This is a genomic window from Pseudoalteromonas sp. BSi20429 (assembly GCF_000238895.1).
Classification (GTDB): Bacteria; Pseudomonadota; Gammaproteobacteria; order Enterobacterales; family Alteromonadaceae; genus Pseudoalteromonas; species Pseudoalteromonas arctica.
The window spans coordinates 75971-102653 of record NZ_BADV01000115.1; the positions used below are offsets into that span (position 1 = coordinate 75971).

Annotated in this window: 26 protein-coding genes; 12 read left to right on the top strand and 14 right to left on the bottom strand. The window is 38.9% G+C overall.

Translation table 11 applies throughout. The features are described 5' to 3' along the window. Positions 1–33: 33 nt before the first annotated feature. A complete protein-coding gene (locus P20429_RS00390) occupies positions 34–480 on the bottom strand; it encodes a DoxX family protein (RefSeq protein WP_007587205.1) in 447 nt (148 codons plus the stop codon). 216 nt (positions 481–696) lie between these two features. After that, positions 697–1842, bottom strand: coding sequence for an iron-containing alcohol dehydrogenase (locus P20429_RS00385; protein WP_007587207.1), 1146 nt, complete (start codon positions 1840–1842; stop codon positions 697–699). A gap of 184 nt (positions 1843–2026) precedes the next feature. Here P20429_RS00385 and P20429_RS00380 point away from each other — a divergent pair, with 184 nt between their 5' ends. Beyond that, a complete protein-coding gene (locus tag P20429_RS00380; RefSeq protein ID WP_024594102.1) occupies positions 2027–2911 on the top strand; it encodes an AraC family transcriptional regulator in 885 nt (294 codons plus the stop codon). A 22-nt stretch (positions 2912–2933) separates the two neighbouring features. On the opposite strand, the gene P20429_RS00375 is transcribed toward P20429_RS00380, so the two are convergent. Both P20429_RS00375 and P20429_RS00370 read right to left on the bottom strand, forming a co-directional pair. Further along, positions 2934–3752: a hypothetical protein gene (locus P20429_RS00375; RefSeq protein ID WP_007587214.1), complete on the bottom strand. Its 819-nt coding sequence runs from the start codon at positions 3750–3752 to the stop codon at positions 2934–2936. Positions 3753–3946: 194 nt separating this feature from the next. Further along, positions 3947–4366, bottom strand: a complete 420-nt coding sequence (locus tag P20429_RS00370) for a VOC family protein (RefSeq protein ID WP_007587216.1) — start codon at positions 4364–4366, stop codon at positions 3947–3949. Between the two features lie 273 nt (positions 4367–4639). Between P20429_RS00370 and P20429_RS00365 the strand changes: the two genes are divergently transcribed. The 4 genes from P20429_RS00365 to P20429_RS00350 all read left to right on the top strand — a co-directional run bounded on the left by P20429_RS00365 (position 4640) and on the right by P20429_RS00350 (position 7901). Next, entirely contained in the window at positions 4640–4945 is a 306-nt protein-coding gene (locus P20429_RS00365) for a hypothetical protein (protein ID WP_007587218.1), read from the top strand. Then, a complete protein-coding gene (locus P20429_RS00360; RefSeq protein ID WP_007587227.1) occupies positions 4942–5331 on the top strand; it encodes a hypothetical protein in 390 nt (129 codons plus the stop codon). Before P20429_RS00365 ends, P20429_RS00360 begins: the two co-directional genes overlap by 4 nt. Before the next feature lie 169 nt (positions 5332–5500). Further along, positions 5501–5983: a DUF3015 domain-containing protein gene (locus P20429_RS00355; RefSeq protein WP_024589733.1), complete on the top strand. Its 483-nt coding sequence runs from the start codon at positions 5501–5503 to the stop codon at positions 5981–5983. Between the two features lie 79 nt (positions 5984–6062). After that, positions 6063–7901, top strand: a complete 1839-nt coding sequence (locus P20429_RS00350) for a DUF4105 domain-containing protein (protein WP_007587229.1) — start codon at positions 6063–6065, stop codon at positions 7899–7901. An 11-nt stretch (positions 7902–7912) separates the two neighbouring features. Here the strand turns inward: P20429_RS00350 and P20429_RS00345 are convergent, their stop codons facing one another. Both P20429_RS00345 and P20429_RS00340 read right to left on the bottom strand, forming a co-directional pair. Beyond that, entirely contained in the window at positions 7913–8734 is an 822-nt protein-coding gene (locus P20429_RS00345; RefSeq protein ID WP_007587230.1) for a sterol desaturase family protein, read from the bottom strand. After that, on the bottom strand, positions 8731–9177 hold the full coding sequence (locus P20429_RS00340; protein ID WP_007587232.1) for an SRPBCC family protein: 447 nt from the start codon (positions 9175–9177) through the stop codon (positions 8731–8733). The genes P20429_RS00345 and P20429_RS00340 overlap by 4 nt, the downstream gene beginning before the upstream one ends. Positions 9178–9274: 97 nt before the next feature. Between P20429_RS00340 and P20429_RS00335 the strand changes: the two genes are divergently transcribed. The 3 genes from P20429_RS00335 to P20429_RS00325 all read left to right on the top strand — a co-directional run bounded on the left by P20429_RS00335 (position 9275) and on the right by P20429_RS00325 (position 12608). Further along, positions 9275–10288: an AraC family transcriptional regulator gene (locus tag P20429_RS00335; protein WP_007587233.1), complete on the top strand. Its 1014-nt coding sequence runs from the start codon at positions 9275–9277 to the stop codon at positions 10286–10288. Between the two features lie 92 nt (positions 10289–10380). Next, the gene (locus tag P20429_RS00330; protein ID WP_007587234.1) at positions 10381–11154 is read left to right on the top strand and encodes an ABC transporter substrate-binding protein; all 774 of its coding nucleotides are present in this window, start codon (positions 10381–10383) and stop codon (positions 11152–11154) included. A gap of 356 nt (positions 11155–11510) precedes the next feature. Then, complete coding sequence (locus P20429_RS00325; RefSeq protein WP_007587236.1) at positions 11511–12608, top strand: polysaccharide lyase family 7 protein; 1098 nt, start codon at positions 11511–11513, stop codon at positions 12606–12608. Here the strand turns inward: P20429_RS00325 and P20429_RS00320 are convergent, their stop codons facing one another. After that, positions 12609–13010, bottom strand: a complete 402-nt coding sequence (locus P20429_RS00320; protein WP_024589726.1) for an NUDIX hydrolase — start codon at positions 13008–13010, stop codon at positions 12609–12611. It abuts the gene before it with no gap. A 186-nt stretch (positions 13011–13196) separates the two neighbouring features. Between P20429_RS00320 and P20429_RS00315 the strand changes: the two genes are divergently transcribed. The 3 genes from P20429_RS00315 (at position 13197) to P20429_RS00305 (ending at position 16588) form a co-directional block, all read left to right on the top strand. Then, on the top strand, positions 13197–15080 hold the full coding sequence (locus P20429_RS00315; RefSeq protein WP_007587237.1) for a propionyl-CoA synthetase: 1884 nt from the start codon (positions 13197–13199) through the stop codon (positions 15078–15080). A 200-nt stretch (positions 15081–15280) separates the two neighbouring features. Then, positions 15281–16138, top strand: coding sequence for an MBL fold metallo-hydrolase (locus P20429_RS00310; RefSeq protein WP_007587238.1), 858 nt, complete (start codon positions 15281–15283; stop codon positions 16136–16138). 216 nt (positions 16139–16354) lie between these two features. Further along, on the top strand, positions 16355–16588 hold the full coding sequence (locus tag P20429_RS00305) for a hypothetical protein (RefSeq protein WP_007587239.1): 234 nt from the start codon (positions 16355–16357) through the stop codon (positions 16586–16588). 163 nt (positions 16589–16751) lie between these two features. On the opposite strand, the gene P20429_RS00300 is transcribed toward P20429_RS00305, so the two are convergent. From P20429_RS00300 to P20429_RS20955, 7 genes are all read right to left on the bottom strand, one after another. Then, positions 16752–17339, bottom strand: a complete 588-nt coding sequence (locus P20429_RS00300; RefSeq protein WP_007587240.1) for a hypothetical protein — start codon at positions 17337–17339, stop codon at positions 16752–16754. A gap of 232 nt (positions 17340–17571) precedes the next feature. Beyond that, the gene (locus P20429_RS00295; RefSeq protein ID WP_007587242.1) at positions 17572–18864 is read right to left on the bottom strand and encodes a HAMP domain-containing sensor histidine kinase; all 1293 of its coding nucleotides are present in this window, start codon (positions 18862–18864) and stop codon (positions 17572–17574) included. Next, positions 18861–19544: a response regulator transcription factor gene (locus P20429_RS00290; RefSeq protein ID WP_007587244.1), complete on the bottom strand. Its 684-nt coding sequence runs from the start codon at positions 19542–19544 to the stop codon at positions 18861–18863. The genes P20429_RS00295 and P20429_RS00290 overlap by 4 nt, the downstream gene beginning before the upstream one ends. Continuing rightward, positions 19544–22732, bottom strand: a complete 3189-nt coding sequence (locus P20429_RS00285; RefSeq protein WP_007587245.1) for an efflux RND transporter permease subunit — start codon at positions 22730–22732, stop codon at positions 19544–19546. The genes P20429_RS00290 and P20429_RS00285 overlap by 1 nt, the downstream gene beginning before the upstream one ends. Next, positions 22732–23877 carry an efflux RND transporter periplasmic adaptor subunit gene (locus tag P20429_RS00280; RefSeq protein ID WP_007587246.1) on the bottom strand — a complete coding sequence of 382 codons (1146 nt, stop codon included), beginning with the start codon at positions 23875–23877 and terminating at the stop codon, positions 22732–22734. The genes P20429_RS00285 and P20429_RS00280 overlap by 1 nt, the downstream gene beginning before the upstream one ends. Continuing rightward, positions 23874–25058 (bottom strand): TolC family protein, encoded by a 1185-nt coding sequence (locus P20429_RS00275; RefSeq protein ID WP_007587248.1) that lies wholly within the window; start codon positions 25056–25058, stop codon positions 23874–23876. The genes P20429_RS00280 and P20429_RS00275 overlap by 4 nt, the downstream gene beginning before the upstream one ends. 17 nt (positions 25059–25075) lie before the next feature. Beyond that, positions 25076–25234 carry a hypothetical protein gene (locus P20429_RS20955; RefSeq protein ID WP_007587249.1) on the bottom strand — a complete coding sequence of 53 codons (159 nt, stop codon included), beginning with the start codon at positions 25232–25234 and terminating at the stop codon, positions 25076–25078. Positions 25235–25474: 240 nt separating this feature from the next. Between P20429_RS20955 and P20429_RS00270 the strand changes: the two genes are divergently transcribed. Further along, complete coding sequence (locus P20429_RS00270; RefSeq protein WP_007587250.1) at positions 25475–26557, top strand: methyl-accepting chemotaxis protein; 1083 nt, start codon at positions 25475–25477, stop codon at positions 26555–26557. The last annotated feature ends 126 nt before the right edge of the window (positions 26558–26683 follow it).

Genomic DNA, 26683 nt, shown 5'->3' on the forward strand with positions numbered 1-26683 from the left:
CCAAATTGGCCGCTATTCTTCAATTAATAAACTCTATTTATTAGCTAGTTTTTTAGCTAATACGTTATCAAGCGAAAAGCTTCCCGCTCCTTGAATTGCTAAAACTACAGTTACTACAAGTAACGTTAATGCGTATTCATAGCCATTGTTTGCCATAAATAAGCCATTACTAATATGTACGCTAAAAATAGCAATCATCATAGTAAAGCCGGCAACTACAGCAGCTGGGCGAGTTAACAAACCAATTGCTAATGCAATGCCACCAAAAAACTCAGCGCTACCTGCCATCATTGCTAACCAATAGCCAGGCTCTAAACCAATACTTGCCATCCATTGACCTGTACCTTCAAGCCCGTAACCGCCAAACCAAGCAAATAGTTTTTGTGCACCATGCGCCGCTAAAATAAGGCCAACTGGTACTCGTAAAATTAATGCTGCTACGCCTGCTTTTGAGCAAAGTAATGTGTTTAGTAATTTCATGAGTTTAGTCCTGTTTTAATTTATTTAATCGTTAGATTTTTTCTAACCGTTGAGCACAGTTTACTATCATCATTAAAAAACATTAATACAGACTTTATTGGTTAATTAGCAACGCAGTATTTATAATAAACCATAAAAAACCGCCAACCTAAAGGTTGACGGTTTTTTATTAACGCTAAAACTTAGTATATTTAAGTAAGCGCTTAGCTTTGAAAATTAAGCAACTGCTTGCTCTAAAATTTCGCGGCTTTCTTTAAGCGTAATAGCTTGGTTTTCACCAAGTGCTAGCATGCCGTGTGCTTCAAGTTTGCCAATAATATTGTCAATAGCAGCGGCTTTATCATCGCCATGTTCAGTAAGCTGGGTCGCTACGTCAAGGCTGTGGTAAAACGCTTCGATTGCTAAAATTGTTTTCTCAGCTAAATCGTCAGATTGCTCAAGACCAAATACGTTTTTACCCATTTGCTCTAGTTTTGCTTTTTTAACTGCAAATTGGTTGCGTAGTAAAGAAGGCTGAACAATAGCAAGTGAACGAGCATGATCAACGCCGTAAGCAGCTGTAAGCTCGTGGCCAATCATGTGTGTTGCCCAATCTTGCGATACACCAGAACCAATTAAACCATTAAGTGCTTGGTTAGCTGCCCACATAAGGTTTGCACGCCATGCGTCGTCTTGGTTTTCAAAGTTATCGCCCAGTGTTTTAAGCGTTCTTAAAAGTGCCTCTGCGTAACCTTCTTGAACCAATGCTGTTTCAGGGAATGTTAGGTACTGCTCACAGGTATGTACCCATGCATCTACTAATCCATTCACAAGTTGGCGCTGTGGTAATGTTTTCATTACATCAGGGTCCATAATCGCAAATTTAGGAAGTACTTCTGGTGATGCAAACGGTAGTTTTTGCTTTGTTGCTTCTTTGCTCACAACTGAGTTTTGGTTAGACTCTGAACCCGTTGCAGGCAATGTTAATATTGCACCAATTGGTAATGCGCTAGTAATAGTGTGCTTACCAGTAGGAATATCCCAACCTTCTCCATCATAAACTGCAGATGCTGCAATGTATTTAACGCCGTCGATTACTGAACCGCCGCCTACACCTAGTACAAAGTCGATACCTTGTTCTTTACAAATTTTTACTGCTTGGTCTAGTACTTCTATAGTTGGGTTAGCGCCTACACCCGAAAATTCAACCCAGTCAAAGCCTTCAAGTGCTGCTGCAACTTGGTCGTACACGCCGTTCTTTTTAATTGAACCGCCGCCGTACACTACAAGTACTTTTTGATCCTTTGCGATCAAATCAGTTAGTGAGGCAATTTGTTCTTGGCCGAACTGGATAAGTGTTGGGTTTACGTAGCTAAATTTCATTATTTTGCTCCTAGGTGACGGTTAAATACTAAATATAATGCTTAGTTACTAACTAAGCTAAACTTCAATGAGTGCATATTAGTGGCAAAATAAACATAAAAAAAGCCCAATAACTCGCAAAAGCTTGCCTAAAACTGTCAAGATTGATATTTTACGCAAAATTCGTACGATAGTAGAAGTTTTAATGTCCTCAATAGCCAACATGATGCAAAAATTTGCAGAGCACAATAATTTACTTAACTTTGAAGGCAACATGGAAACCATTATTCCAGGTGTGTATTTTCATCGTGCAAGTAAAAGCTCGCCGCGCCAGCCACTTATATATAACTCAGGTATTATTATTGTTGGGCAAGGACATAAGATAATTCATTTCCCTGATCATCAAATAAAATATGGTGAAGGCGACTACCTTGTTTTAGGTGTACCAGTGCCACTTGAATGCGAAGCTTTTACCGATAACAACCAGCCTGTTATGGGTATTGTTATAGATATAAACCCGGTAATGTTACATAAATTAGTAAACCAAATTGGTACACATAAGCCATTCACCACTGGGCAAATGAGTGGCGTTCAATCGGCTAAAATAGATGGCGCAATGGAGCAAGTAACCCACCGTTTACTTAGCGTGCTTAATAACCCCATTGAGGCTGACGTTTTTGGCGAAGATATAGTAAAAGAATTGGTATATCGTGTACTTTGTGGTCCACAAGGACATACTTTAATAGGGCTTGCTATGCATGATGGGCATTATGCGCGTATCGCCCGTACGCTCTCAACTATGCACAGTAGTTATGCCAATCAAATTACAGTTGAGGGGTTGGCTGAAGATGTAAACATGAGCGTATCATCGTTCCATCGTGCTTTTAGGCAAGTAACATTTGAGTCACCTTTGCAGTATTTAAAAAAAGTACGCTTAGCTAAAGCTAAAGAGCTTATAACCAGTAGTGGAAGCAAAGCCAACGAAGCTGCATTAAAGGTTGGCTATACCAGCCCATCGCAATTTAGCCGCGAATTTAAACGCCACTTTAATAAAACCCCCAGTGAAATGTTAATTCAACTACATAACTAGGTAATGGCTTTAGAGATGTAAATTAACCGAGCGAGTCAATTTTAAGCACTGCTTTTTTGGTATTTAGCATAGCTTGCTTAGTCAATTGGCGATTAATAAGTTGGCTAAAAATAATAGTAAATAATGTTGAGCAAATGGCAGCTGTTGCGTACACCTGCCAAATCATAAAGTTATGTTTTAACATAAACGCAATCACCGCAAAAAATACACACCCACCTAATGAACCAATAATACCGCCATTAAGAATTTTAAACGTTGAGGCTTGTTTGTCACTAAAATGGGCAACACTGCCCATTACCCCTAAAATAACCGGAAAGGTAGATATTAACCCGCTCCATGCAGACCCTATATGCTGCGATATAAACGTAACAAGCACGATAAAGCTCGTCACTAATATCATTTTTACCGGAAGCTCCCAGCGAGCATTTAATGGTTTTGCATCAACTGATATATTTAGTTTTGTAGAGATAATAGTTAAACCGAGTAAAATACAAAGTGAAACCACACTCGCCACAATAATATTCACTGGTAAAAATAAAGTAATAACGCTAAATACGCACCAAATACTCAACGCTGTAAAAAGCGATTTAAGCATTCCAAATCTTCGTGATACAACCAAGTAACTAAAACAAAATAAGCCTATACCGCTCATACCATAAAGAGAGGCCACCGCTGAGTTAGCTGCAAATAATTTACCTTGCTCTAATGCTATAAAATAAGAAATAGGCCCAGAGGTAATAGGCAAGCCAGGAATTATGCCGCTAACAAAACTACCAAAGCGTTTTTGGGCGAATGTTATTAGTAAAATAAGCAAAGGTGCAATTATGAGTTTAAGCAGCATAAATAACAATAAAGTATGAGAATTGAAATTAAGTCTACGTGTCTATACCTACATTGTAGAGTGAATAAAAATCATGTATGTAGCGTAATTTTTTTTACCTGTAAATATTAACTAATTTATCAAAACACTGATTAATAGTTATAAAAAAACCACTTATTAAAGTAGGTTTTTAGTCTTAACTTAAACAACAGCATTTATACTTTTTTAAATAAAACCTCTGGGTTTACCATGGTTTTCATTTCAAGCACATTGCCATTTGGATCTTCAATAAAAAACGTTTCTTGCTCAAACTCATCACCAATAAATCGGCGGTATGGTTTATCTAAGTATTCAATACCCGCATCTTCAATACGTATTTTTAACCCGTTAAATTCATCTTCAGATAAGTGAATCCCAAAGTGAGGTACTGCCACAGCTCCCATATCTACATCATGGCGAACTGTTGGTAAGCGCTCAACACTCTGGTGCAAGGTAAGTTCATTACCCCAAAAATCTATATCTACCCAGCGACCTTCTTCACTGTTACCCGTTTTACAGCCTAGTACGTCACAATAAAACGCTTTAGCCACTTTTAAATCGCCAGCCGGAATAGCCAGATGTAAACAGTTAGACATAAATAACCCTTGGTTAACACTTTAATACATTAAATTATCGCCATTATACATAACTTGTGATTTATAGAACATTAACAGCGGCACTATTAAGCATATTTAATACCTAAAAGCCGTTTAAAAAACACGCTTTTAAAGTTTGTAATTACTTATAACATTTATTTGTTAGAGAGTATTAGAAAGCGGAAAAGGATTAGTTTAAAATGCGCCGCTATGATTAAATTCTTACTTTTAAAATTCATCACTTTCTTTTTAGGCTTTGTAGCTTGCTTCGCTATGCACACTACTTTTGCATTACCTTTAGTGATTTCTGCTGCGCTAACGGGGCTTATTGGCTCGTTTATTCCTTTTCCTGCACATTATAAAAACCATCCGTATGCTGCAATTTATGCTGGTAGCTTTGCAGGCATGTGTTCAACTCATTTAATTACCAGTTACTGGGAAATTGCTATTATTTCGCTTATTGGCTCAAGTTTGTATGTGCTTACTATGAATATGTTTACAGGTTTTGGTGGCAAGCTTGGCAGCGTAGCTTTTGCAAGCGTGGCACTTTTTGTATTAGCCAAAGGAATTGTATTATGAGTATTGAATATCCATTACTTGTACTGCTTGGGGCTTTTTTAACATTTTATTTAGCTAAGCATAGTCGCTTTGACGGGGTTAGAGCGTCGTCTTCACTTTCTATTATTGCTTATTTAATTTTTAGCGCTTTAAATTTGAACCCCGATTTATACGCAATTGTATTTTTTGGCGGCACATTCATAGGTATGAGCGCCCCACATCGATTTGGTATTTATACTGTAGCAAGCTCATCTATTTTGTTTTCAATCTTATTTGAATTTCTTGTACCAAAACTTGACGGCTATGGCGGTGCATTAGGTATTAGTGCATTTTTATCTGTATGTATTTGCCATACTTGTATTTTATTAGGTGCCCCAAGAAGTAAAAAACCGCCACCAGTTCAATAAAAAGTGGAAACTAGGCTGGTTTTTATCCTGACATTAACTTTAATATATTTAAAAATTAGAGTGTAAAATATTCATGTTTTAGCCTGTTCCTTTTTTCTGCAAGTCTGTTAGAATCTTCCGCGAACTTTATTTACCCTAAATAAAGACAATCATATATGGATTTATGAAAATGAAAAAACTAATCGCAGTAGCAGCTCTATCTTTACTTCCTTTCTCAAACGCAATGGCTGACCAAGATATTGGTTGTGGTCTTGGTTCTATGTTATTTGCTGGTCAGCAAGGTAAAGGCGTTAAAATTTTAGGCGCTACAACAAATGGTACATCTGGTAACCAAACTTTTGGTATCACTTTTGGTACTCTTGGTTGTGATGGTACTGGTACAGTAACTTCTTCAGAAAAAATCGCTTTATTCATTGACGGTAACATGGAGCAACTTGCTCGTGATATGTCAAAAGGTGAAGGCGAAACTTTAGCTACTCTAGCTGAAGCTTGGGGTGTTGCAGATCAAGATAAAGCAGCGTTCAATAAGCTTGCTCAAGCACAGTTCTCTTCAGTATTTACTTCTGAAAACGTGACTTCACAAACAGTTTTAGAAAACCTAAACACTGTTCTTGCAAGTAACGCACAACTTGCTTCTTATACTCTTTCTTAATCAGCTAAATTAGCCGGTTTTATACGTATAAATAAAGCCGCTGGAGTATTTCTCTAGCGGCTTTTGTAATTTAGTGATTATGAAAAAAATATTATTTGGTTTACTGCTCGCTCTTTTTAGTACTTACTCAAACGCTCAAAGTATTGAAACAAATACATTAGCAACACACCCTTACTGGCTTAAATTAGGTCACTACCGCTTGGCCACATTAGGCGATTGGAAAAGTGAAGTAGACAGTGCTGAGTTTTTTTTATCTCCTGTAGGTAAAACAAGCCCATATGACGAACTTAAAGCCACTATAGCCGCATTTAGTGGTAAAAATACTGACCCAAAAACAACACAATATCGTTGTCAGTTTCCTGCACGTTATAAATGGCTAAAAACAAAAATTGAAAATAACTGGCCCGAACTTAATTGCCCAGAGCTACAGGCGTGGCAAAAAATAATAAACCCTAAAGGGGTTACGTTAGTTTTTCCAACTGCATTTATGAATAGCCCATCATCAATGTTTGGCCACACTTTACTTCGTATTGATGCAAAAGATCAGACTCGCCATAAAGAGTTGCTCGCGTTTGCCGTTAACTTTGCAGCAGAGCCTGATGGCTCAGACAACGCAGCCATGTACGCATTAAAAGGCTTGATTGGCAGCTACCCAGGTAAGTTTTCGCTTATGCCGTACTATAAAAAAGTACGCGAATATAATGATTTAGAATCTCGTGATATTTGGGAATACAAACTTAATTTATCAGAGCTACAGGTAGAGCTTATTTTATTGCACTTGTGGGAGCTACAATTAGCTACATTCGATTACTTTTTTATTGATGAAAACTGCTCTTACCAATTACTTGCATTATTACAACTTGCACAAGAGGACCTTGATTTAACATCGTCATTTAATATGCAAGCTATTCCATCAGATACCGTTGCAGTACTAAGAAATAACAACTTATTACAAACACCTAATTACCGCCCTGCTTTTGGTACTAAGCTTTACCATTACTCTACTCAAATGACTGACGAACAACTTGATGATGCAAGAGAGTTAATGCAAGGTGGCTCTCTCAATACTCGTAATTACTCACAGTCGCAATTAGTCGCTATATTAGAAATGGCGTATGAATGGTTAAATTTTGAATTTTACGATAAAGCGTTAAATCGTGAAGAAATTGCCCCGCGACTAACTAAGCTACTCCTAATGCGTAGCAAATATAAAATAGCTTCGCCATTTACTAAGCCAAATCGCCCTATTGCTTCCCCAGAGCAAGGTCATGGTTCTTCTAAAGTATCGCTAGGTAGGGTACAAAATAATAACCAAGCAAACCTTACAAATTTTGGTTATAGGCTTGCGTATCATGACTTACTAGATAGGCCTGAAGGTTTTATAGCGGGTGCACAAATTAGTTTTTTTGATTTGGAAGCCGCTATTACTGACGAAGGAAATGCAGATATTGAACATTTTTACTTATTAGATGCTATGTCGCTTGCACCCGATAACCGCGTATTTGATAGCTGGTCGTGGAACTTTAAAATGGGCTTTGACCGACAACCAAGTGACAATAAACGTTTAGGCCGCTTTTTTACAAAAGGAGGTTATGGTAAATCTTATGGCGATCCTAATAATGTACACGGCTATATTCTTGGTCAATTTGAGCTAAATACAGGCGATATAACCGACCAACTTAGTACTGGAATAGGCAGCGAAGCCGGTGTAATTTGGCAAATAAACAATAAGCATAAACTCGCTTTAACTGGCAATATATTATGGCTGACTGATAACGCAGCAAGTAAGCACAGCGAAATAGCTATAACATGGAATTACGCTGTTTCTCGCAATTTATCGCTGCGCAGCAAAGTACAGCATGCTCAATGGCATAGCCATAATTCATCAATGAGTTTAGCTATGCAGTTTTACTTTTAACTTTTTCAATATTATTTATATTTAATGCTACTTGTAGGGTAGCCAAATAGCACTCTACATTTAGCTTTTATTCCCGATGCCTTATAAACACTTTTCAATAAGTGCTCCCACTGATGAAACGTAATAACGACTGGGTTATTGCTATTAAGCTGCCCTATAATGCCGTATTTACAAGGCTTTGATTTATCTTCTTCTACAAAGGTGCCAAATAACTTATCCCAAATAATAAGTACACCTGCAAAGTTTTTATCAAGGTAACCTGTATTTATTGCGTGATGAACTCGGTGATGCGAAGGCGTATTAAATACTTTTTCAAACCAGCCTAACTTACCCACTATTTGAGTATGTACAAAAAATTGATACGCCAAATTTAATGCAACCACGCTAAATACTGTTAGCGGTTCAAATCCAATTAAAATCATAGGTAGCCAAAACATCCACATACCGGCTACGGGGTACATTAAGCTTTGCCTAAATGCGGTGGTGAAATTCATTTTAATTGAGCTATGGTGCACCACATGTGCAGCCCACAACCAATGAATATGATGCGATGCTTTATGAAACCAATAATACAAAAAATCTTGCAGTAAAAATGCAAATGCAATACTTAATTCACTCACTTCAATATCAAACAATCTATAGTCATACAACCAATTAAATAAAGGCATTAACAGCAGTAACGCAATAGCATCTGCGCCTTGGTGTAATAGCGCTAACACTGTATTTGCTAGGCTATCTTTTATGTCGTAATAGCACTTAAACTTAATAAACTCACAGCAAACAAATATCAAAAATAACGGGCTAAGAGCGAGCAAAATAATTTCTGAGTTCATACTTTACCCGCCAAAAAATAATTATTTAAATTGTTTAACGCTTGGGTTATATCTTTTGTAATAACATATTTAAGTAATGCATTTGGCATCCACCATGGAGCTGAGCAGCTTATGCAATAGTTAAGTTCGGTAACTAAAGTATTGATGTCTTTATTTGCACTGAGGTATATGTCGCCTCGATGATTAGCTACTGGTTTATCGCCTACTATTTGGTAACTGATCTGATTTTGATCGGCACTGATTATTTGCTCTGAAAAAGTTATTTTACCTATTTTCACTTGCCTAACAGATCCTTTTCCGCCTTTTATTTGCCCTTCGTCTTGTGCTTGTAACAGCGTAAATTTGGCATTAAAAAATCGATGCAACTGTTGATGATCCAATAGTGTGCTTATTATTTGTTTTGGCTGTGCATTAAGCGTTTGTTTTATTGTTATAAGTATCATTTTTACAGCAAGAGGTTATTAGGCATTCAACTAGCATATAAAAATTTAACGTGGCAAACTTGCTAATACACGACTATTTTTTAGCTTTAGATGACAAATGCACACATTGGCTGATCATTACTTTTCAAGTATTCTTGATTACTTACAAGCGCAAGGCATTAGTACTAAAACGGCTTTGCACGCTATTAGCTTTGACGAATTTAGTAATCAGCGTACCCATCAATTAGCGCCGCGTATTAGTTTAAATAGTTACAATGCCTTATTAGTTTATGGCAAAAAAACACTTAACGATCCTCTTTTTGGTTTTACCCTAGGTCAGCAAATTCGCACTGCTGACTACGGCGTTTTAGGTTACTTAATTGAATCAAGCGATAACTTAAGCAGTGCCATTAAAGCATTGTTAAGCTACGACAGCTTGGTGGCTGATATTGGTAAAGCCAAGTTTGAACTAAATACTGATACAGCAACTATTCGTTGGATTGCTCACCAAAGTTGTAATGAGCATGTTGTTTTACGAAACATGACCGCGTGGGTAAGTGTAATTCGCCAGTTAATAAATTTAACGCTTTCGCCAAGTAGTATTAGTTTCACTTATAATTGGTTGCCATCGCAAAGGCGCGCCCTTGAATCATGGTTTAAATGCCCTGTAAAAAGCAGTGCTGAATATAATCAAGTTAGCTTTCCGAGCGATTATTTAACGCTGCCCTTTAAAACCGATAACGCCATTATTAATTCTACTTTTAAGCAATTGTCAGAGCAGCAACTCTCTAACTTTAAAAGCCAGCAGTGTATTGACGATAAAGTTAATCAGTTACTTACAGCTAAAACTACCTTGCAAAACTGCAACCTAATAGGCATAGCTGATGCGCTTAATTTAACACCCCGAACGCTACAACGACGCTTAAAACAACAAGACTTAACCTTTGCTCAGCTACTTGAAAAAGAACGTAAAAAACGTGCAGATACATTAATAGCCAGCATGCCACTTGCTGATTTATCTAATATTTTAGGATTTAAAGATCAAAGCTCTTTTAATCGAGCTTTTTTACGCTGGCATAAATGCTCGCCATTACAATTTATAAAATACAAAACAGCAAGTACAGCCAAGTAAATGCAAATTATTTACGTTATATAAACATAATATATATATGTTTTAGTTAATACTCTCTACACTAGGTGTATTATTGCTTTAAAAGATTTTTTATGTTTTTGCGTGTTTTATTAAGTGCTTTTGTATTTATTTTATATAGCCCCCTGTGTAACGCCGATTCGGTTACTTTTATAGCTGAAGACCTTCCTCCTTATCACTTTAAAAATCAGCAAGGTGAAGTAAGCGGCGCTTTAGTCGACATTGCCAAAGCAGTTGTGAAGCAAACAAACTTAACCGCTAATTTTGAAATAATGCCTATGGCCCGCGTTTTTAAGGAGCATAAAACAAATACCAACGCCATAATGTTGTCTTTGTTAAAAACCCCAGAGCGGATTAATAAATATACATGGTTAGGCGAAGTGTATTTTGCAGATGCTTATTTAATTAGCTTAAAAAGCCATGTAGATGAAGTTGTTCACTTAAATTTTGCTAAAGAGTATAAAGTAGCAACCATTCGTGGCTACCTGAGCGAAGCCTACTTAAAGCAAAAAGGCTTTACCGAAAATAACAATTTAATACTGGTCAGCTACTATAATCAACTTTGGCAAATGCTTTATAAAAACCGGATCGACTTTGTAGTAACTAATACACTTACACTTAATAACGAGCTAAAAAGCCTAGGACTCGATCCTAGCCTAATAACAAAACGAATTCATTTAAGCGATCTTCCCTCCTCACTTAATTTTGCAGCAAGTAATCAACTTAATCCTAAAACAGCTAAAGCACTCTCTGACGCATTAAGTAACATTAAAGAAAATGGTGAATACCATGCCATTTTAAACAAGTGGCAACTTTTATTACCAAACACGACTAACATGCAGCACTAACCATAGTTAAAGCCCGGCATTAGTTATTGGCAGTGGTTATTTAGTTATTTGCTAAACGCGGCAAAGCAAACTACAAAATTAAAAATCTCCTCCCCCCCAAAATAGACTACACCTTAGCGCCAAAATCTACGTTATACATCACTAAATGAATAGCCAAACACATAAAAAATACATACCGCAAACACTTCCATAAAAGCCGTTAAAAAACACCTAAACCAAATTGGTATAACAAAAGATCATTTAAAAAATATTTATTTTTACTAATTGGTAAGTTTTAATTGTTAAATTGGTATGCTAGATTGAGATTAAGCGATGCCTGTACCGCACAATTTTTACTTCATCACACAGAGACAATAATGATAAAAAATACATCCACATTTAAACTTACGGCTTTAGCCGTTATCACCCCTTTACTTTTTACCGCTTGTTCAAGTACCCAAAGCACTAATCAGCAAAGCGATGCGCCGGTACCTGCAACAAAGTTTGATTTATCACACTGGAAAATAAATGTACCAGTTGATTTAAACAACGACGGTAAAATTGATGAAATAGATGTAGAAGAAATTCAGACTTACGCACACCCTGATTTTTTCTATCTTGATGATAAAGGCTACATGGTATTCACCTCGCCTAATAAAGCGCTTACAAGTGCTAACTCTACTAATACCCGTAGTGAACTTAGACAAATGATCCGTGGATCAAATACTAAGATTAAAACTAAACACTCTAAAAACAACTTTGCTTTAGCTGTTCACCCGCTATCTGACCGATTTGGTTCTGTTGGTGGAAAAATGGAAGCAACGTTAAAAGTAGATCACGTTGCGCTACGTGCAACTGATCCTGATAAAAAAGCAGCTTACTCTGTTGTTGTAGGGCAAATTCACGCAGGTAAAGATCAGGCACTTATTGATACCAAGCTTGGTTATGGCTGGGGCAATGAGCCACTTAAAATATATTACAAAAAATGGCCAGGACATAAAACAGGCTCAGTTTTTTGGAACTACGAACGTAACTTAGCTAAAACGAATCCTGACCGTACAGACATTACTTACCCTGTTTGGGGTAATACATGGGAAAACCCTAACGAGCCAGGCGGCGCAGGTATTGCACTAGGTGAAGAATTTAGCTACACGGTAAATGTGTATAAAAATGTTATGCACCTTACATTTAGCGCACAAGGCAAAGAAGACGTTAATTACTCTATTAACTTAGGTAATAACGTAGATGCTTATGGCAAAGTGGACGAAAAAGACCATCCACATGGCTACGCTGCAGATTGGCATTACTTTAAAGCCGGCGCTTATAACCAATGTAGTACTAAAAGCGCGAAAGGTATTTGGTACCCAGGTTGTTTAGGTACTGGCGATTGGTCTACAGATAAACAAAATGGCGATTACGCTCAAGTAAGCTTTAGTAAACTAGAGTTAAGCCCAGCGACACCGCCAACAAAATAACTAGGCTAGTACAGCCTCAGATAAGTAATTTTTTAGTGATGTAAACAGTGGCGTTGGTAGATTATTAATATCGCACCAGCGCCACTTTAAACATTTATTAGGCTCTTTAAGCTCAGGCTCTCCGCCTTCAAAATCAGCTTTTACATACAACGTAATATAGTGCTTGTTCTCTGCTGTAAAAATATCATTGGTAAAATCAAGCTTAGTAATTTTACTTACCTTTAAACCTGTTTCTTCAAACACTTCTCGTATTGCACATTGTTCAACACTTTCACCAAACTCTAAATGTCCACCAGGTGTTGCCCATGTATTAGCACCATGCGCGCCAATGCGCTCACCTAGTAAAATTGTGTTTTGATGCTTTATGATAACCGCCACACCAACTCTTACTACGTTACTCATATCGTATTTTCTCTTATTTTTACTGCCCGCCATGCTGAACCACACACTTTGTATTGTCAATTTTGTATTTTTAAAACCAGTGCATTGATTAACTTTTAACCGACCAAGGTCGAATAGCTTGCTTGCTAAAAAAAGCCTACATTTTGTAAGGTCTCTCACACACAAATTTAGTTTTAGGAGCCTTACATGTCAGGCGAATATCAACAGCAATATAATGCCTTTAAACAAAACCCAGCCCAATTTTGGCTCGAACAAAGTAAAAACATTCCGTGGTACAAAGCTCCCACAAAAGCATACACACAAGACGACGACGGGCTTTACCATTGGTTTAGTGACGGGCAATTAAACACCAGTTTTTTAGCGCTAGACCAACACGTTATTGCCGGATTTGGCGAGCAAACTGCACTGATTTACGACTCCCCAGTCACTAATACAAAGCAAACTTATAGCTACTCACAACTACAACAAGAAGTTGCTAAATTTGCAGGCGTAATACAATCGTTAGGTGTTAAAAAAGGCGACCGCGTTGTTATTTATATGCCAATGATCCCACAGGCGGTTATTGGTATGTTGGCGTGCGCTCGCCTTGGTGCTATTCATTCTGTGGTATTTGGTGGGTTTGCTGCACACGAATTAGCAGTACGCATTGATGATGCCAAGCCCAAACTTATACTTAGCGCCTCATGCGGTGTTGAAGTAAACAGCGTTATTGAATACAAACCACTTATTGATAACGCAATAGACTTAGCTGCGCACAAAGTAGAACACTGCATTATTTATCAGCGCCCACAAGTTACCGCCACTCTTAAGCCTAAACGAGACATAGATTGGACTCAGGCAATGCAAACAGCTGCAATCGCAGATCCGGTGCCTGTAAATGGTAACGATCCGCTTTATATTTTATATACCTCAGGCACTACAGGCACACCCAAAGGCGTAGTGCGCGAAAATGGCGGTCACGCAGTGGCAATGCAATACAGCATGGAAACCGTTTATGGTATGAAGCCCGGCGACGTATTTTGGGCAGCGTCTGACATTGGCTGGGTAGTTGGGCACTCTTATATAGTTTACGCGCCGCTAATGTATCGCTGCGCGACCGTATTATATGAAGGTAAACCGGTTAAAACCCCCGACGCCAGTGCATTTTGGCGCGTGGTTGAAGAATATAAAGTAAATGCATTATTTAGTGCCCCCACCGCCTTTAGAGCAATCAAAAAAGAAGATCCAAATGCCGATGGTTTTAATCAATACGATACCTCAAGCTTAAAACGTTTATTTTTAGCAGGCGAGCGGTTAGATCCTCCCACTTACGAGTGGCTTAAAGAAAAAACCAAACTGCCAGTGCTCGATCATTGGTGGCAAACAGAAACCGGCTGGGCTATTGCTTGTAACCCTGTAGGGCTTGAGTACTTAGCAACAAAACCTGGCAGCTCTACCGTGCCTACTCCAGGTTTTGACGTGCGAATATTAGATATGGATGGCAATGAATGCGCAGCTAACGAGCAAGGCGCCGTGGTAATTAAACTGCCACTTCCACCGGGTTGCCTGCCGACAATTTGGCAAGATACCTCGCGTTTTAAAGCAAGCTACCTAAATGAATACGAAGGTTATTATTTATCTGGCGATGGCGGTTATATTGATGAAGACGGCTACCTATTTATTATGGGCAGAACCGACGACGTTATAAATGTAGCAGGGCATAGGCTTTCTACTGGCGAAATGGAAGAGATAGTAGCCGCGCACCCTGCTGTTGCCGAATGCGCTGTTTTTGGTGTGAACGATCCTCTAAAAGGGCAGCTTCCTATGGGAATGATCGTGCTTAAAAATGATTTTATGGGCTCAAGTACCGACGTAGAACAAGCGCTTGTTTTAAGTGTTCGTAATCAAATTGGCGCTATTGCATGCCTTAAAAATATAGTTAGCGTAGATAGGTTACCTAAAACCCGCTCGGGTAAAATACTGCGTAAAAATTTACGTCAACTAGTTGATGGCGAAGAGCTACAAATACCTTCAACCATAGATGATGCCAGTATCTTTGAAGAAATAAACCAACAACTAACACAAAGATAAACCCAACCAACCTATCTAAAGCCATTTTTATAATGGCTTTTTATTTATGCCTTATATTTGATCATTTTACTTAAGTTTAGGCTTAGGCTTAGGTTTTAGGTTTAAGTTTTAATTTAACTAGCAACTGAAATTTTTTACAGCTTTGTACTTTCTTCTTTTAATAGCGTTATTAATTTAATCAATTTTAAAAGGAATGGTGTATGCCCCGCTTGCTACAAAAACTATTAACCACAGCCCTATTGTTTATAGGCTTTGCCACACAAGCCTATGAAATAGAAGACTTAGGAGACGGCTTACACCGCTTTATAGACGACAGACACCGCTCAGTATTTTTAATCACTCCTGAGGGCGCAATTGTTACCGACCCACTTAATAAAAAAGCCGCCACATGGTTAAACGAGCAAATTAAAACTCGCTTTAACGTGCCTGTAAAATATGTAATTTATAGCCATAATCATAGCGATCATATTTACGGCGCCGAGGTATTTAAAAGCCCGCACACCACGTTTGTAGCGCATAAACTCGCTGCGCAAGATATTAAAAACACACAAATGAAAACGGTAGCGCCCAGCCTTACTTTTGATGACGAGCTACTACTTACCCTTGGTGAGTCAACAGTAAAGCTTAACTACCACGGTCCAAACGATGGTCGTGGTTCGGTTAGTATATTATTCGAAAAGCAAAAAACGTTATTTGTAGTTGATTGGATTGTTATTGGCAGAATGCCGTGGCAAAAACTGTGGAGTTACGATATTCAAGGCATGATTAACTCAACCCAAGCGGTACTCAAATATGACTTTAATACTTTTGTAGGCGGACATGCCGATATTGGCAGCAAGGCTGATGTAGCGCGCTATTTAACTTATTTAGAGCTTTTATATAGCCAAGTAACAGCAGGCGTTTTAGCCGGTAATACGCTTGACGAAATTAAACAAAATGTAAAGTTAGACCAATTTAGTGACTTTAAACAGTTTGATGCATGGTTACCGCTTAACATAGAAGGCGTGTACGAGCGTTTAATGGAAGAGTCTGGTATGGGTTGGCGCAGCGATTTATAAGCTTGAACTCAGCGGACTAAGCTCTGAGCTCTAAACTCAATATTATAAGCATTGGTATTGGCGTATTTAACGCAGTACCAATGCACTTATTAATTAGTTAAATAGACGTCAAAAGCCATATAAGTCACCTTTACAATATCCTTACGTTTGCTTACAGCACTATACAAAAAAAAGTTTATCCTAGGCTTTGTATTAAGCTACATAGGACTAATAAACATGAACTTATCTTTAAAAATAGTTTTAGTAATGACGACCGCGCTTATTATGAGCGGCTGTACTGTATATCAACATGGTCCCAGTGCGCATAAACCACATAAAAAAGTCGTTAAAGTAGTTACGCCTGCTTTAGTAACTGAGCACAACTCTCCCAACATTATTATCGTAAAAGCCAAGCCCACAAAACAAGCCTGCACTAAACACGATGATCATTGGCATTGTAAGGCTCAATAAAAAACGCTTTGTTAAGTAAATTCGCTTAGGTAAAAGTAAACTGTGCTGCTTTTAAATTGCGCTTTTATTAATATGATATTGGCAGCGCTAGCCTCCTCAATGTAATGAGGAGGTATCCAAAAAATTAGGAGAGCACATTACACTTTGCAATACCTTGTTATAGTTATTCTTTGACCATATCAAAATATGTAGCGGAAATAACAGATGATAGCTCAGGTTGATCTATAATTTGACAAATATCTAATACTGCGAGGAATGATAACTTACTAGCTTCTGTCAATATCCATGAAGAATACTCTATAAGATTCCGCCCCGATATTTCGTCACTTTGAGTACGAGATGCGATTTGAAAAAAACCGCCATGAGTATAATCATTCATACTTTTCCATTTACCAGCTTTGTAACGCATTAATACGCCGCTTTGATAACCTTTAGTTTGTTCAACATCATTAATAAGTGAATTAACTTTTAACTCTAAGTTTTTATTACGAACAAACTTATCAATATCTGCGTCATTAGCACAGCGGAGAAACCACACCCCTCTTAATAAGGCTTCAAATTGACAGCGGAGGAGAGCAAGTGACGAGCCAAATAAATTGCATTGTGCCAATTTTAAAATTGATTGTTGGTGTTCTAAACTCAGATGAAGCAACCCCATAGCAACACGTCGCCTCGGATTTGGCTCAAAACTCATTCCATCTAACTGGGCTTGATAATAATTAGACCAACTTTCAGCAACATCTATATCCATATATCACCATAATTATTTGATAGTGCATAAATAGCGCACACTTCTACTCGCGTCACGCTCTCCCCCTTCTTACCTGCAATTTTAGCAAATTACTATCACTAAGTTTTTTATATTCTCAGCGTTAAATTAAATATTTTTGAATGTAAAAAAACGCGCTAAAGCTTCTTTTAAAAGTGCCTTAGCGTGGTTTTATATTTCAAATCTAAGTATTCTAAGTATTAAAAAAAGCGTATTAACTAAAATCGACCACCACTTCATAGCGCCCAGGCATGTCGTTTACTTCGTATACCCAACCGTGTCGTTTTATTATTTTTTCGCTTAACTCTAATCCTAAACCGTAGCCAATATTGGCAGGCTTGTTTGTGTTATTAGCAGTGTGTGGCGTATCAGTTTGTTCGCTGCTATTTACTATAATCACACGGCTGCCCTGCTGAGTAATTCGCACTTGCCCTTGTTGCGTATGCTGATACGCATTACGTATTAAGTTAGTAAGCACAATGTGGCATGCAGTGGCTTCGGTATTAATAGTCGTATTTTGGTTATCGGTATTTATAAGTACATCAACTTGTTTTGAATTGAGTAAATAGTCGAGTTCGTTACCCAAGGTCGTTATTTTTTCGGCTAGGTTTACGGGCTCTGGTGCACTTTGCTGGTCGTCATTTCTGCTAAGCCACAATAACGTCTCGGTTAAATCGCTCATGGTTAAACCGGCGCGCTCTATTCGCTGTAGTGTAAGTTGCTGTTTGTCGCTTAAAGGCGCTTTTTCGCTTAAGCGGTTAAGTAATTCAACGTTGCTGCGAATAACCGAAATTGGTGTACGTAACTCGTGGCTCGCATAACTTAAAAAGCGCTGTTCTCGCTCAAGGCTGTCGTGAGCAGAAAGCAAGCTACTGCGTATTAACGTTGCCAAGGTATTTAGTTCGTTATAGGTAAAGTCGGGCGGCGTGTTTTGTAAATTCTTTTGATTTAACGACTTAGCCCAACCACGTAGTGACTCTACTGGCTTAGCTATTTTTTTCATTACCATAAACAAAAAGAAGGTAAATAAGGCAATGGCTGCAAAACCAGTAATGGCTATCAATGTCATGCGGTGTATTGGTTTTACAGTTCCCATTCTTTTAGGGCGATTTTTTTCAAGCATAATGCGCGATATATAACGCGCCTCGCCATTTGGGTTTTGATAGTAAACAACAAAAAACAAGTCTGCAGGCATAGTAAACAATGAGGTGTCATCTTTCACTTTTTGTAGTACACCGGCTTCATTTGGCGCTACTTCAAATTTTTGCTGTATTATTTCTGGCATGTCTTCCCAACGGCTCGCCACATTAAATCCAACAATATTTTTTGGCTGCCCATCTTCAATCTCAGTGGTTTGCGAAAGCTCAAACATAACTCCATTTAACCCTCGGTCTAAGCCATCAATAAAATAATTAACACTTAAAAACGAAAAGCCAATTGCCATTAATGAACTTAAAAGCACCATGGTGGCAAAAAAATACAACCTCAGGCTGGGTCTAATTTTCATGCTTGTGTCTCATTTTTTAATTTTAGCGCAAACCCTACACTGGGTATTGTTTCAAGTACGGCTTGGCAATGCGCTTGCTCTAGCTGTTTACGCAAATGATGAATATGCACTTTTAAGCTATTGCTGTCTGGCTGATCGTCGCCCCATATTGCTTGCATAATTACCTGTCGGGTTACCGGTTTTTGCTGCTCTCGTACAAGCACTTCTAATAACTTAAAAGTAATGGGTGATAACTTTAAGCTGTGCGCTGCCACTGTTGCTGTATGCGCGGTTAAATTAAGTGTTAAGTTAGCAAATGTAAGGCGCTTTACCTCTCCACTTTTACGCTTTGATAATACTTGAACCCGCGCTACTAGCTCTTTCATGGCAAATGGTTTTACTAAATAGTCGTCACTACCGGCTGCAAACCCCTCAAGCTTATTGTCGAGGCTATCGCGCGCTGTCAGCATTAATACTGGTATATCAATGCCTTGCTCACGCAATGTTTTACACATGGTTAAACCGTCCATTTTGGGCATGTTTACATCTAATATAATCATTTGATATTGATTACGTTCTATTAAATTTAAACCCATTACGCCATTGCTTGCATGGTCACACTCTATTGACTCAATTTCGAGATAATCAACAATGGTGGTTGCCAAATCTATGTCGTCTTCAACCAGTAGTACGTTTATCATTAAGAGGCTACTTCCTGCGTTTTATTTTTAGCACCTAGCGATATTAGCACAGCATCAATACCGCGTTTAGCATCGGTTTGAATCATCAATAATGCCGGTATAAGTATTAAGGTAATAACCGTGGCAAACAAAATACCGTAGCCAAGTGATGCCGCAGCAGGAATTAAAAACTGCGCCTGCATTGAGGTTTCGCTAAGTAGCGGCACTAAGCCTGCGTACGTCGTAATTGAGGTAAGTAATACCGCACGCAAACGACTCGTACACGACTCAACTATGGCATCGTGCGTGCTCATGCCCTCCTCTTTTGTTAGTTCGTTAAAGCGTGAAACAAGTAGTAGGCTGTCGTTTACAACTACCCCACTGAGCGCCAAAATACCATTTAATGACAATATACTAATGGTTAAGTCGTTCCACCAATGTCCTAAAATAGCGCCCACAATGCCAAACGGAATTGCTACCATAATCAACATAGGTTGAATGTACGATTTAAGCGGAATAGCCAGCAACACGTAAATAACTAATAAAGCCGCTACAAACATAGTGCTCATTGAGCTGGTGGTTTCGCTTTGTTGCTCTGCCTCTCCTGCAAAATACACACTTAAGTTAGGAAATTGCTGTGTTAACTCAGGGATTAAGTCGCGCTTTAAGTTAGCAACTAACTCGTTTGGAGCAATCACGTTTTTATCCACTTGGGCGCTTAAATAAATTGCACGAAGTCCATCAATGCGGGTTATTTCATCTTGCTGATATTCACTGCTTACTGTGGCTACGTTAACTAAAGGGACAACGGTGCCATCAGGCAGGCGAATACGCGACTGCATTATATCGGCAGGTGTTTTACGAGCATCTTCTGGGTAGCGTACACGTACTTTAACTTCGTCTTTATTACGTTGGTAGCGCTGTACAACTGCACCACCAAAGGCTTGCAGTACTTGCTTTGATAAACTGGCTGTATCCATGCCAAGTGCACGCCCTTGCGCATTTAGGGTAAATTTAAGCTGTGGCTGACCTGGGTTTAAGTTGTCGTCTATTCCGTTAACGCCTGCGGTATTTTGTAAGCGCTCCTTAAATAGTGCGCCCGCCGCCATTACGGTTTCGTCGTCCCACGCTTTAAGTTCAACTTTAAAGTTATCGACCATTTTACGCGTGGCTAATATTTGTAATTTTTTGCTGCCCTCAAGGCTACCTGCTACGCGCTGCCACTCTTGAGCAAATTCGTTTGCTGTAAAAGCGCCTTCGTTTAATAGCTCAACGCTTACTTCACCGCTGGTGTCGCTGCTACTAATGACTTGTAGGCTGGTTATTTCGCTTTTGTCAGAGCTCAACTTGGTCATTAAGTTTTGCTCTGCTTGTAATGCACTTTGCTCAAGCGTTAGTAAATTTGTGTTTGTTTGCCCATAAGCAGCGTCGTTTTGCATAACTAAATCGGCTGTTACGGTGTCGCCTGCAATACTTGGGAAAAAACCAACTTTTACTGTGCCTGTCATCGGCATGCCAATAACCAGTATAAAAAAAGCGATAAACGCAGCGACTACGGCGTATCTAAAGCGCAGTGAAAATTCAATAACCTTGCAGTAAATGTTTTTACTAAACCAGTTTAAGCCACTATCAGCACCATGTTGTATTTTTGACCACAGACCTCCTAAGCCTTTTTTAACTTGGCGTTTAGTACTAATGTGGGCTAAATGCGATGGTAAAATAAGTTTTGATTCAACAACTGAAAGCAGTAAACAAATGGTCACTACGGTAGCAAATTGAGAGTAAATTTTACCTAAGTTACCTGACACATTCGAAAGCGCCACAAACGCGGCAACGGTGGTTAACACCCCAAATATTGTTGGCACGGCAACCTTCATGGTGCCTAAAACTGTATTATTTAATGTATCGCCATGTTTTTTACGTGTAGTGTAAATACTCTCGCCTACAACAACGGCGTCGTCTACCACTATGCCCAGCGCCATAATAAAGCCAAAGGTGGTCATTTCGTTTATGGTCAGTGCGGTGTAACCATCGGTCATAAAATAAAGCGTACCAAAAAATACAAACGGCAAGCCACCAGCCACCCACAGCGCTACGCGTACGTTTAAAAATATGGCAAGTATTACAAACACCATAATAATACCGGTCACCGCGTTTTTAGTAAGTAGCGATAAACGTTCGGTGATCATGGTGCTTTTGTCGTGCCAGCTTTCAAGCTCTACATTTTGGGGTAATAAACCGCTTTCGTGCCATTTATCTATTACGCTATTAGCTTGTTCAACAATGGTAGTTATATCGCTGTTATCGCCCATTAAAATTTCAACGCCTACGGCATTTTGTTGGTTATAACGGCTTAATGAGTTGCTATCTTCGGCAAATGAGTCGGTAACGGTTGCTACATCGCCTAACTTAATTTGTGTGCCTGATGCGGTTGTTAGCAATACAATATTGGCAAAGTCGCGCTGCCAGTAAGCTTGGTCGGCGGCTTTTAAGCGTATAATTTTACTGCTATCGCGCAAACTAGTCGAAAGCGGACTTGATGACTCATTGTTAATGACCTCGCTTATATCGCTAATAGTTAAGTCATAGGCTTGGAGTTTACCTTCGTCGATTTCTATGGACATCATCGGGTCAATCACACCCGACTGCGCTACGTCGCTAATGCCTGATTGCGCTAATAAATCGGCTTTAAGTTTTTCGCCCAGGTTTTGTAATGTATGGCGATCGGCATCCCCAAAAAGTTGCAGCGTTAATGCATGATCTTGCCTACGGGCTTTATCAATAACAGGTTGCTCGGCATCTGCCGGAAAGTTATTAATAGCGTCAACTTGGTTTTTAACGTCAACAAGTAACTCATCGAGTGAGTAATCAGTACTTTTTTCAATGCTTACATGGCTGCCGCTAGCATCGGATGTAGAGGTAATACGTTTAATACCTGATACGGTTTCGAGCGCTTCTTCAATTTTTAACGCTATTCCTTCTTCGGCTTGCAATGCATCGCCACTGTCGTAAACCACCGATACCGAAATAGTATCTGGCTCTAAACTCGGAAAAGCCTCTTTACGTAAAGTCGTAAGCGACATAATACCCATTACAATCACACTAACTAGCAATAAGTTAGCGGCAACAGAGTTATTTGCAAACCAGTTAATAATACCGTGCAGCGGGTTATTATTACTGGGTAATTGAGGTGCTTGATGAGGGCTCATTATTGTATCTCCTCAACAATTGGATTTACTTTCATATCGCTTAGGTAACTTACTAATGGGCGCGTTACTACTTTTAAAGCACTTTGCTCTGCAACTGGCGAAATATATACGTAATCACCACGCTCAAATACTTTATTGGCTTGTATGCTTACTAAGTTGTTTTGATCATTTACGTACCAAATTGAACCATCTTGAGATACGGCAGAAGCAGGTAGTTTTATTACGTTACTTAACTGCTTACCGGCAATTTCTACTGCTAAAAATGTGCCAGGCAGTAACGGCGTTGCTTGCTCAAAGGGTTTATCTAAGGCAACAATTACGCTGCGCTGACGCGAACTGTCATCAAGGTGTTGCTCAAAACGTGCAATATAACCATTCCATTTAGTATTGGTGGTTACATCAGTTAAAATAACCTCGCCCGATTTATTATTTGCTAAGTTTTGCCATTGGCTTAATGAAAGCGGCACGGTTATTTCTATTTTGTCGGTACTGTTTAGCGTGGCAAGCGTATCGCCAATACCTACATAAGTACCTAAATCGATATCTCGCGATAAAATAGCAGCGTCAAATGGGGCACTTAACTGGGTGTTATTTACATCACGCTGTGCGGTTTTAAGTGCATATTGTGCGTTATCGAGCGTAGCTTGCGCGGCTTCTAATTGCAGCGTTCTAAATACAAGCGGCGAGCTTGGCGCTTGCGTAACGCCTGAGCGATCCCATTCACGTTTTGCCTGTTCACCTAAATCTTGCTCTTCTTGTAGTGCTAGTTTTGCATCAGCCAATGTTGCTTTTGCGCTAGCTAGGGCCTGTAAGTATTCGGTGTCATCAATTTTTGCAAGCACTGGCCCTTTAGTTATTAAGTTACCGGTCGCAAATTGCTCGCTCATACTGGTTACTTCGCCTTTAACTTGCGCTTTTAAGCTAAGTGACCAATGCGCTTTAGCTTCACCATGCCCACTAACATAAGCCTGATAAGTGCTCGGAGCTGCATTAATTACCGATACATTTGGGGCAATAGCTTTAATAGCGGCAGGTTGTGGGCTATTTGCTTGTTCGGCCATTTTTTGACCGTTATACATAATAACAAGCCCTATACAAACAATAGCAACAAGCGTTACAACAACCGGTGTTGGCGAAATTTTCATGACGATACTCCAAGGCCCAAAGCAAGGCCTAAATCTATGCGGTTAGTTAAAAGGGTGTAGTTTATTTGGCTAAGCTGGGCTTGCAGGTCGTATACTTTTTGTTGCACTGTTAGCAAATCTAAAATATCAACCAAACCTTGTTGATACTTACTTTGATAGTTACTAAAGCTGCGTTGAGCGCTGGCAAGTGCATTGCTAATTTGCAGTTGTTGCTCGGTTAATGATTGCTCCTGCCCGAGTGCATTTTCAACTTCGTTTACCGCACTTAGCAGCGTATCTTGGTACTGCCAAAACGCTTGCTCGGCATTTAATTTTGCAATATCAACTTGCGCACGCAGTGCTCCACCTTCAAATAAAGGGGCACTTAAACTACCCAATAAACTCCACACAGGGCTAGTTAATAATGCTTGGCTTGGCGTGCTTGCTAAATCACTCAGTGATGCCGAAAGCGAAATACTCGGTAGTAGCTCTTTGTACGATACATCAACCAAGTAATGCTTTGCCTGAATGTTGTAATAGGCACTTTGTAAGTCAGGTCGGCGTGCCAAATCTTGCTCTGGTAATGTACTTAATGGCTCAATAACGCTTGGCAGTGTTAATGTACTTGGCAGGTTTTGAAGTTTATCAGTGCCTACAATTAGCATTAAAGCACGCTTTGCTTTTGCTATTTGTTCTTCGTAATCGGCAATGGTCGCGCGGGTAGATGCCGTGCTAGTACGGGCGGTATCAAGCGCTTCTAAATCACCTAACCCATATTGGTAGCGCTCTACAATACTTTGCTCATTATTTTGTAAAACAACTAAACGTTGCTGCTCTATATCGAGCAAATTTTGCTGCAAAATAATATTTAAATAAGTACGAATAACACTCGCTACTAATGTGTCTTTAGCGCCTTGATAAGTAGCTTGGTTACTGGCAATAGTCATATCTTGCGCGGCTACGTTGTCAGCAATTTTTTGCCATATATCGGCTTCCCAGCTTATACCTACTGATGAACTGTATTGCGTGCCTTCGGTTTTACTGCGCTGCGCGTCAAATCCTGCATCTACACTAAACCACTGACTTGCAGCAGTTACATCACGCTGCGCATAAGCTAGTTTTAATGCAACATGCACTTGATTAAACGATGGGTTATTAGTAACAGCTTGCTCAATAAGCGAATCAAGCCCTTCAATATCCACCAAATCGGTAATGTAATTTACTTGCTGTGCGTTACTTGTGTGTACTGCCAGTTTGCATGTTGTTTTAGCGACTGCTCAGTACTATTACCTTGATAGCTTGGCTGACTACTGCATGCAGCAAGCATACAGCTAAGTGCAAGTAACAAACCGGTTGAGTGCTTTTTAAAATAAACCATTTAACTATGCCTAATTCATACCATTGCACATAGCTTATTCGGTCGAGGGTTAAGGAGAGGTTAAATGGCATTAACCTATTTAATTTTAGTTTTAATAAGTTATTTAAAGAGTGGTTGGGCTTTGGTGATAACGCTTAAAAACACCACAAGCACCTAAATAGTATAAATATATGCTCAAATAAAATTACCATCTATAATTAAAAAGTAGATAAATATTTAATTAAAATTCAGGACGTAAAAATGTTTGTTTTAAGTAAAACGTATTCATCGGTAAAAAATAAAAATGACGAACTACAAAAAGAAATTGAGTATTTACGCGCTAAAAACATTACTTTATCCAATGAAAACGACTCATTAAAAAAAGAACTCAGCAGCCCGATTAATAATTTTGAGCAACAATTTACGCATTCTTTACTTTCAAGCTCAATAGAGTGCATTAACCAAATAGAAGGTATAAGACAAACTGTTCTTGAGTCTTATTTTAAAATTAACGAAGAAAACCAAGTAAGTATAAAAATTAATACGCTTTTAGAAAAATCAAATAGTGTGCTCAGCCATATCGTTGAAGAAATGGATTTAATGACAAATAAAATGGGCAGCATGACAACTAATATTTCTGGCTTGGCAAGTATGGCAGGCACTATTAGTGGCTTTGTTTCAACAATTAGTAAAATATCAGATCAAACTAACTTACTTGCGCTTAATGCAGCTATTGAAGCAGCTAGAGCGGGCGAAGCCGGTAGAGGGTTTAGCGTAGTTGCTGATGAAGTTAGGGTGTTGGCAACCAATACAAATAAATCAGCGCAAGAGGTTGCAGATTTAGTTAATGAAATTATTAATAAAACAAACGAAACCGTTACCTCTGTTGATGGTATTAAAGAAAACAGCTCGCAACTGAGTATTAACTTTGAATCTCTAAATACCGACTACTCATCTATTATCGGCTTTTGCAGTAATATGAAAAATACGATTTCTCAAGCTGCTACTCGCTCGTTTATACAAACGGTTAAGCTTGATCATATTGTATGGAAAGGCGATGTATACGCTGTTGCTAATGGGCAAAGTAACAAATCAATTGAAAGCTTTAGCGATCATACAATGTGTAGATTAGGTAAATGGTATAATTCTGACCAATCGGCTGACTATAAACATTCTAATGCATTCAAACAGCTTGAAACCCCACACAGCGAGGTTCATACAAACGGAGTCGAAGCACTTCGATTGATACAAGAAGGTAAAAAAGAAGCCGCTATTAAACATATAAATAAAATGGAAATCGCGAGTGAGCGTGTAATGCACTTACTTGATGAAATAACTAATTAACCACCCAGCTAAATTTTAGCTGTAGTAACTCATATCAGATCTCCGTTTTAACTAATAAGCTTAGAGTTCATCTGAGAGGCAGCTAAGAGCGAAAACCAGTCATTCAGATTGGTAAATATAAGAGTT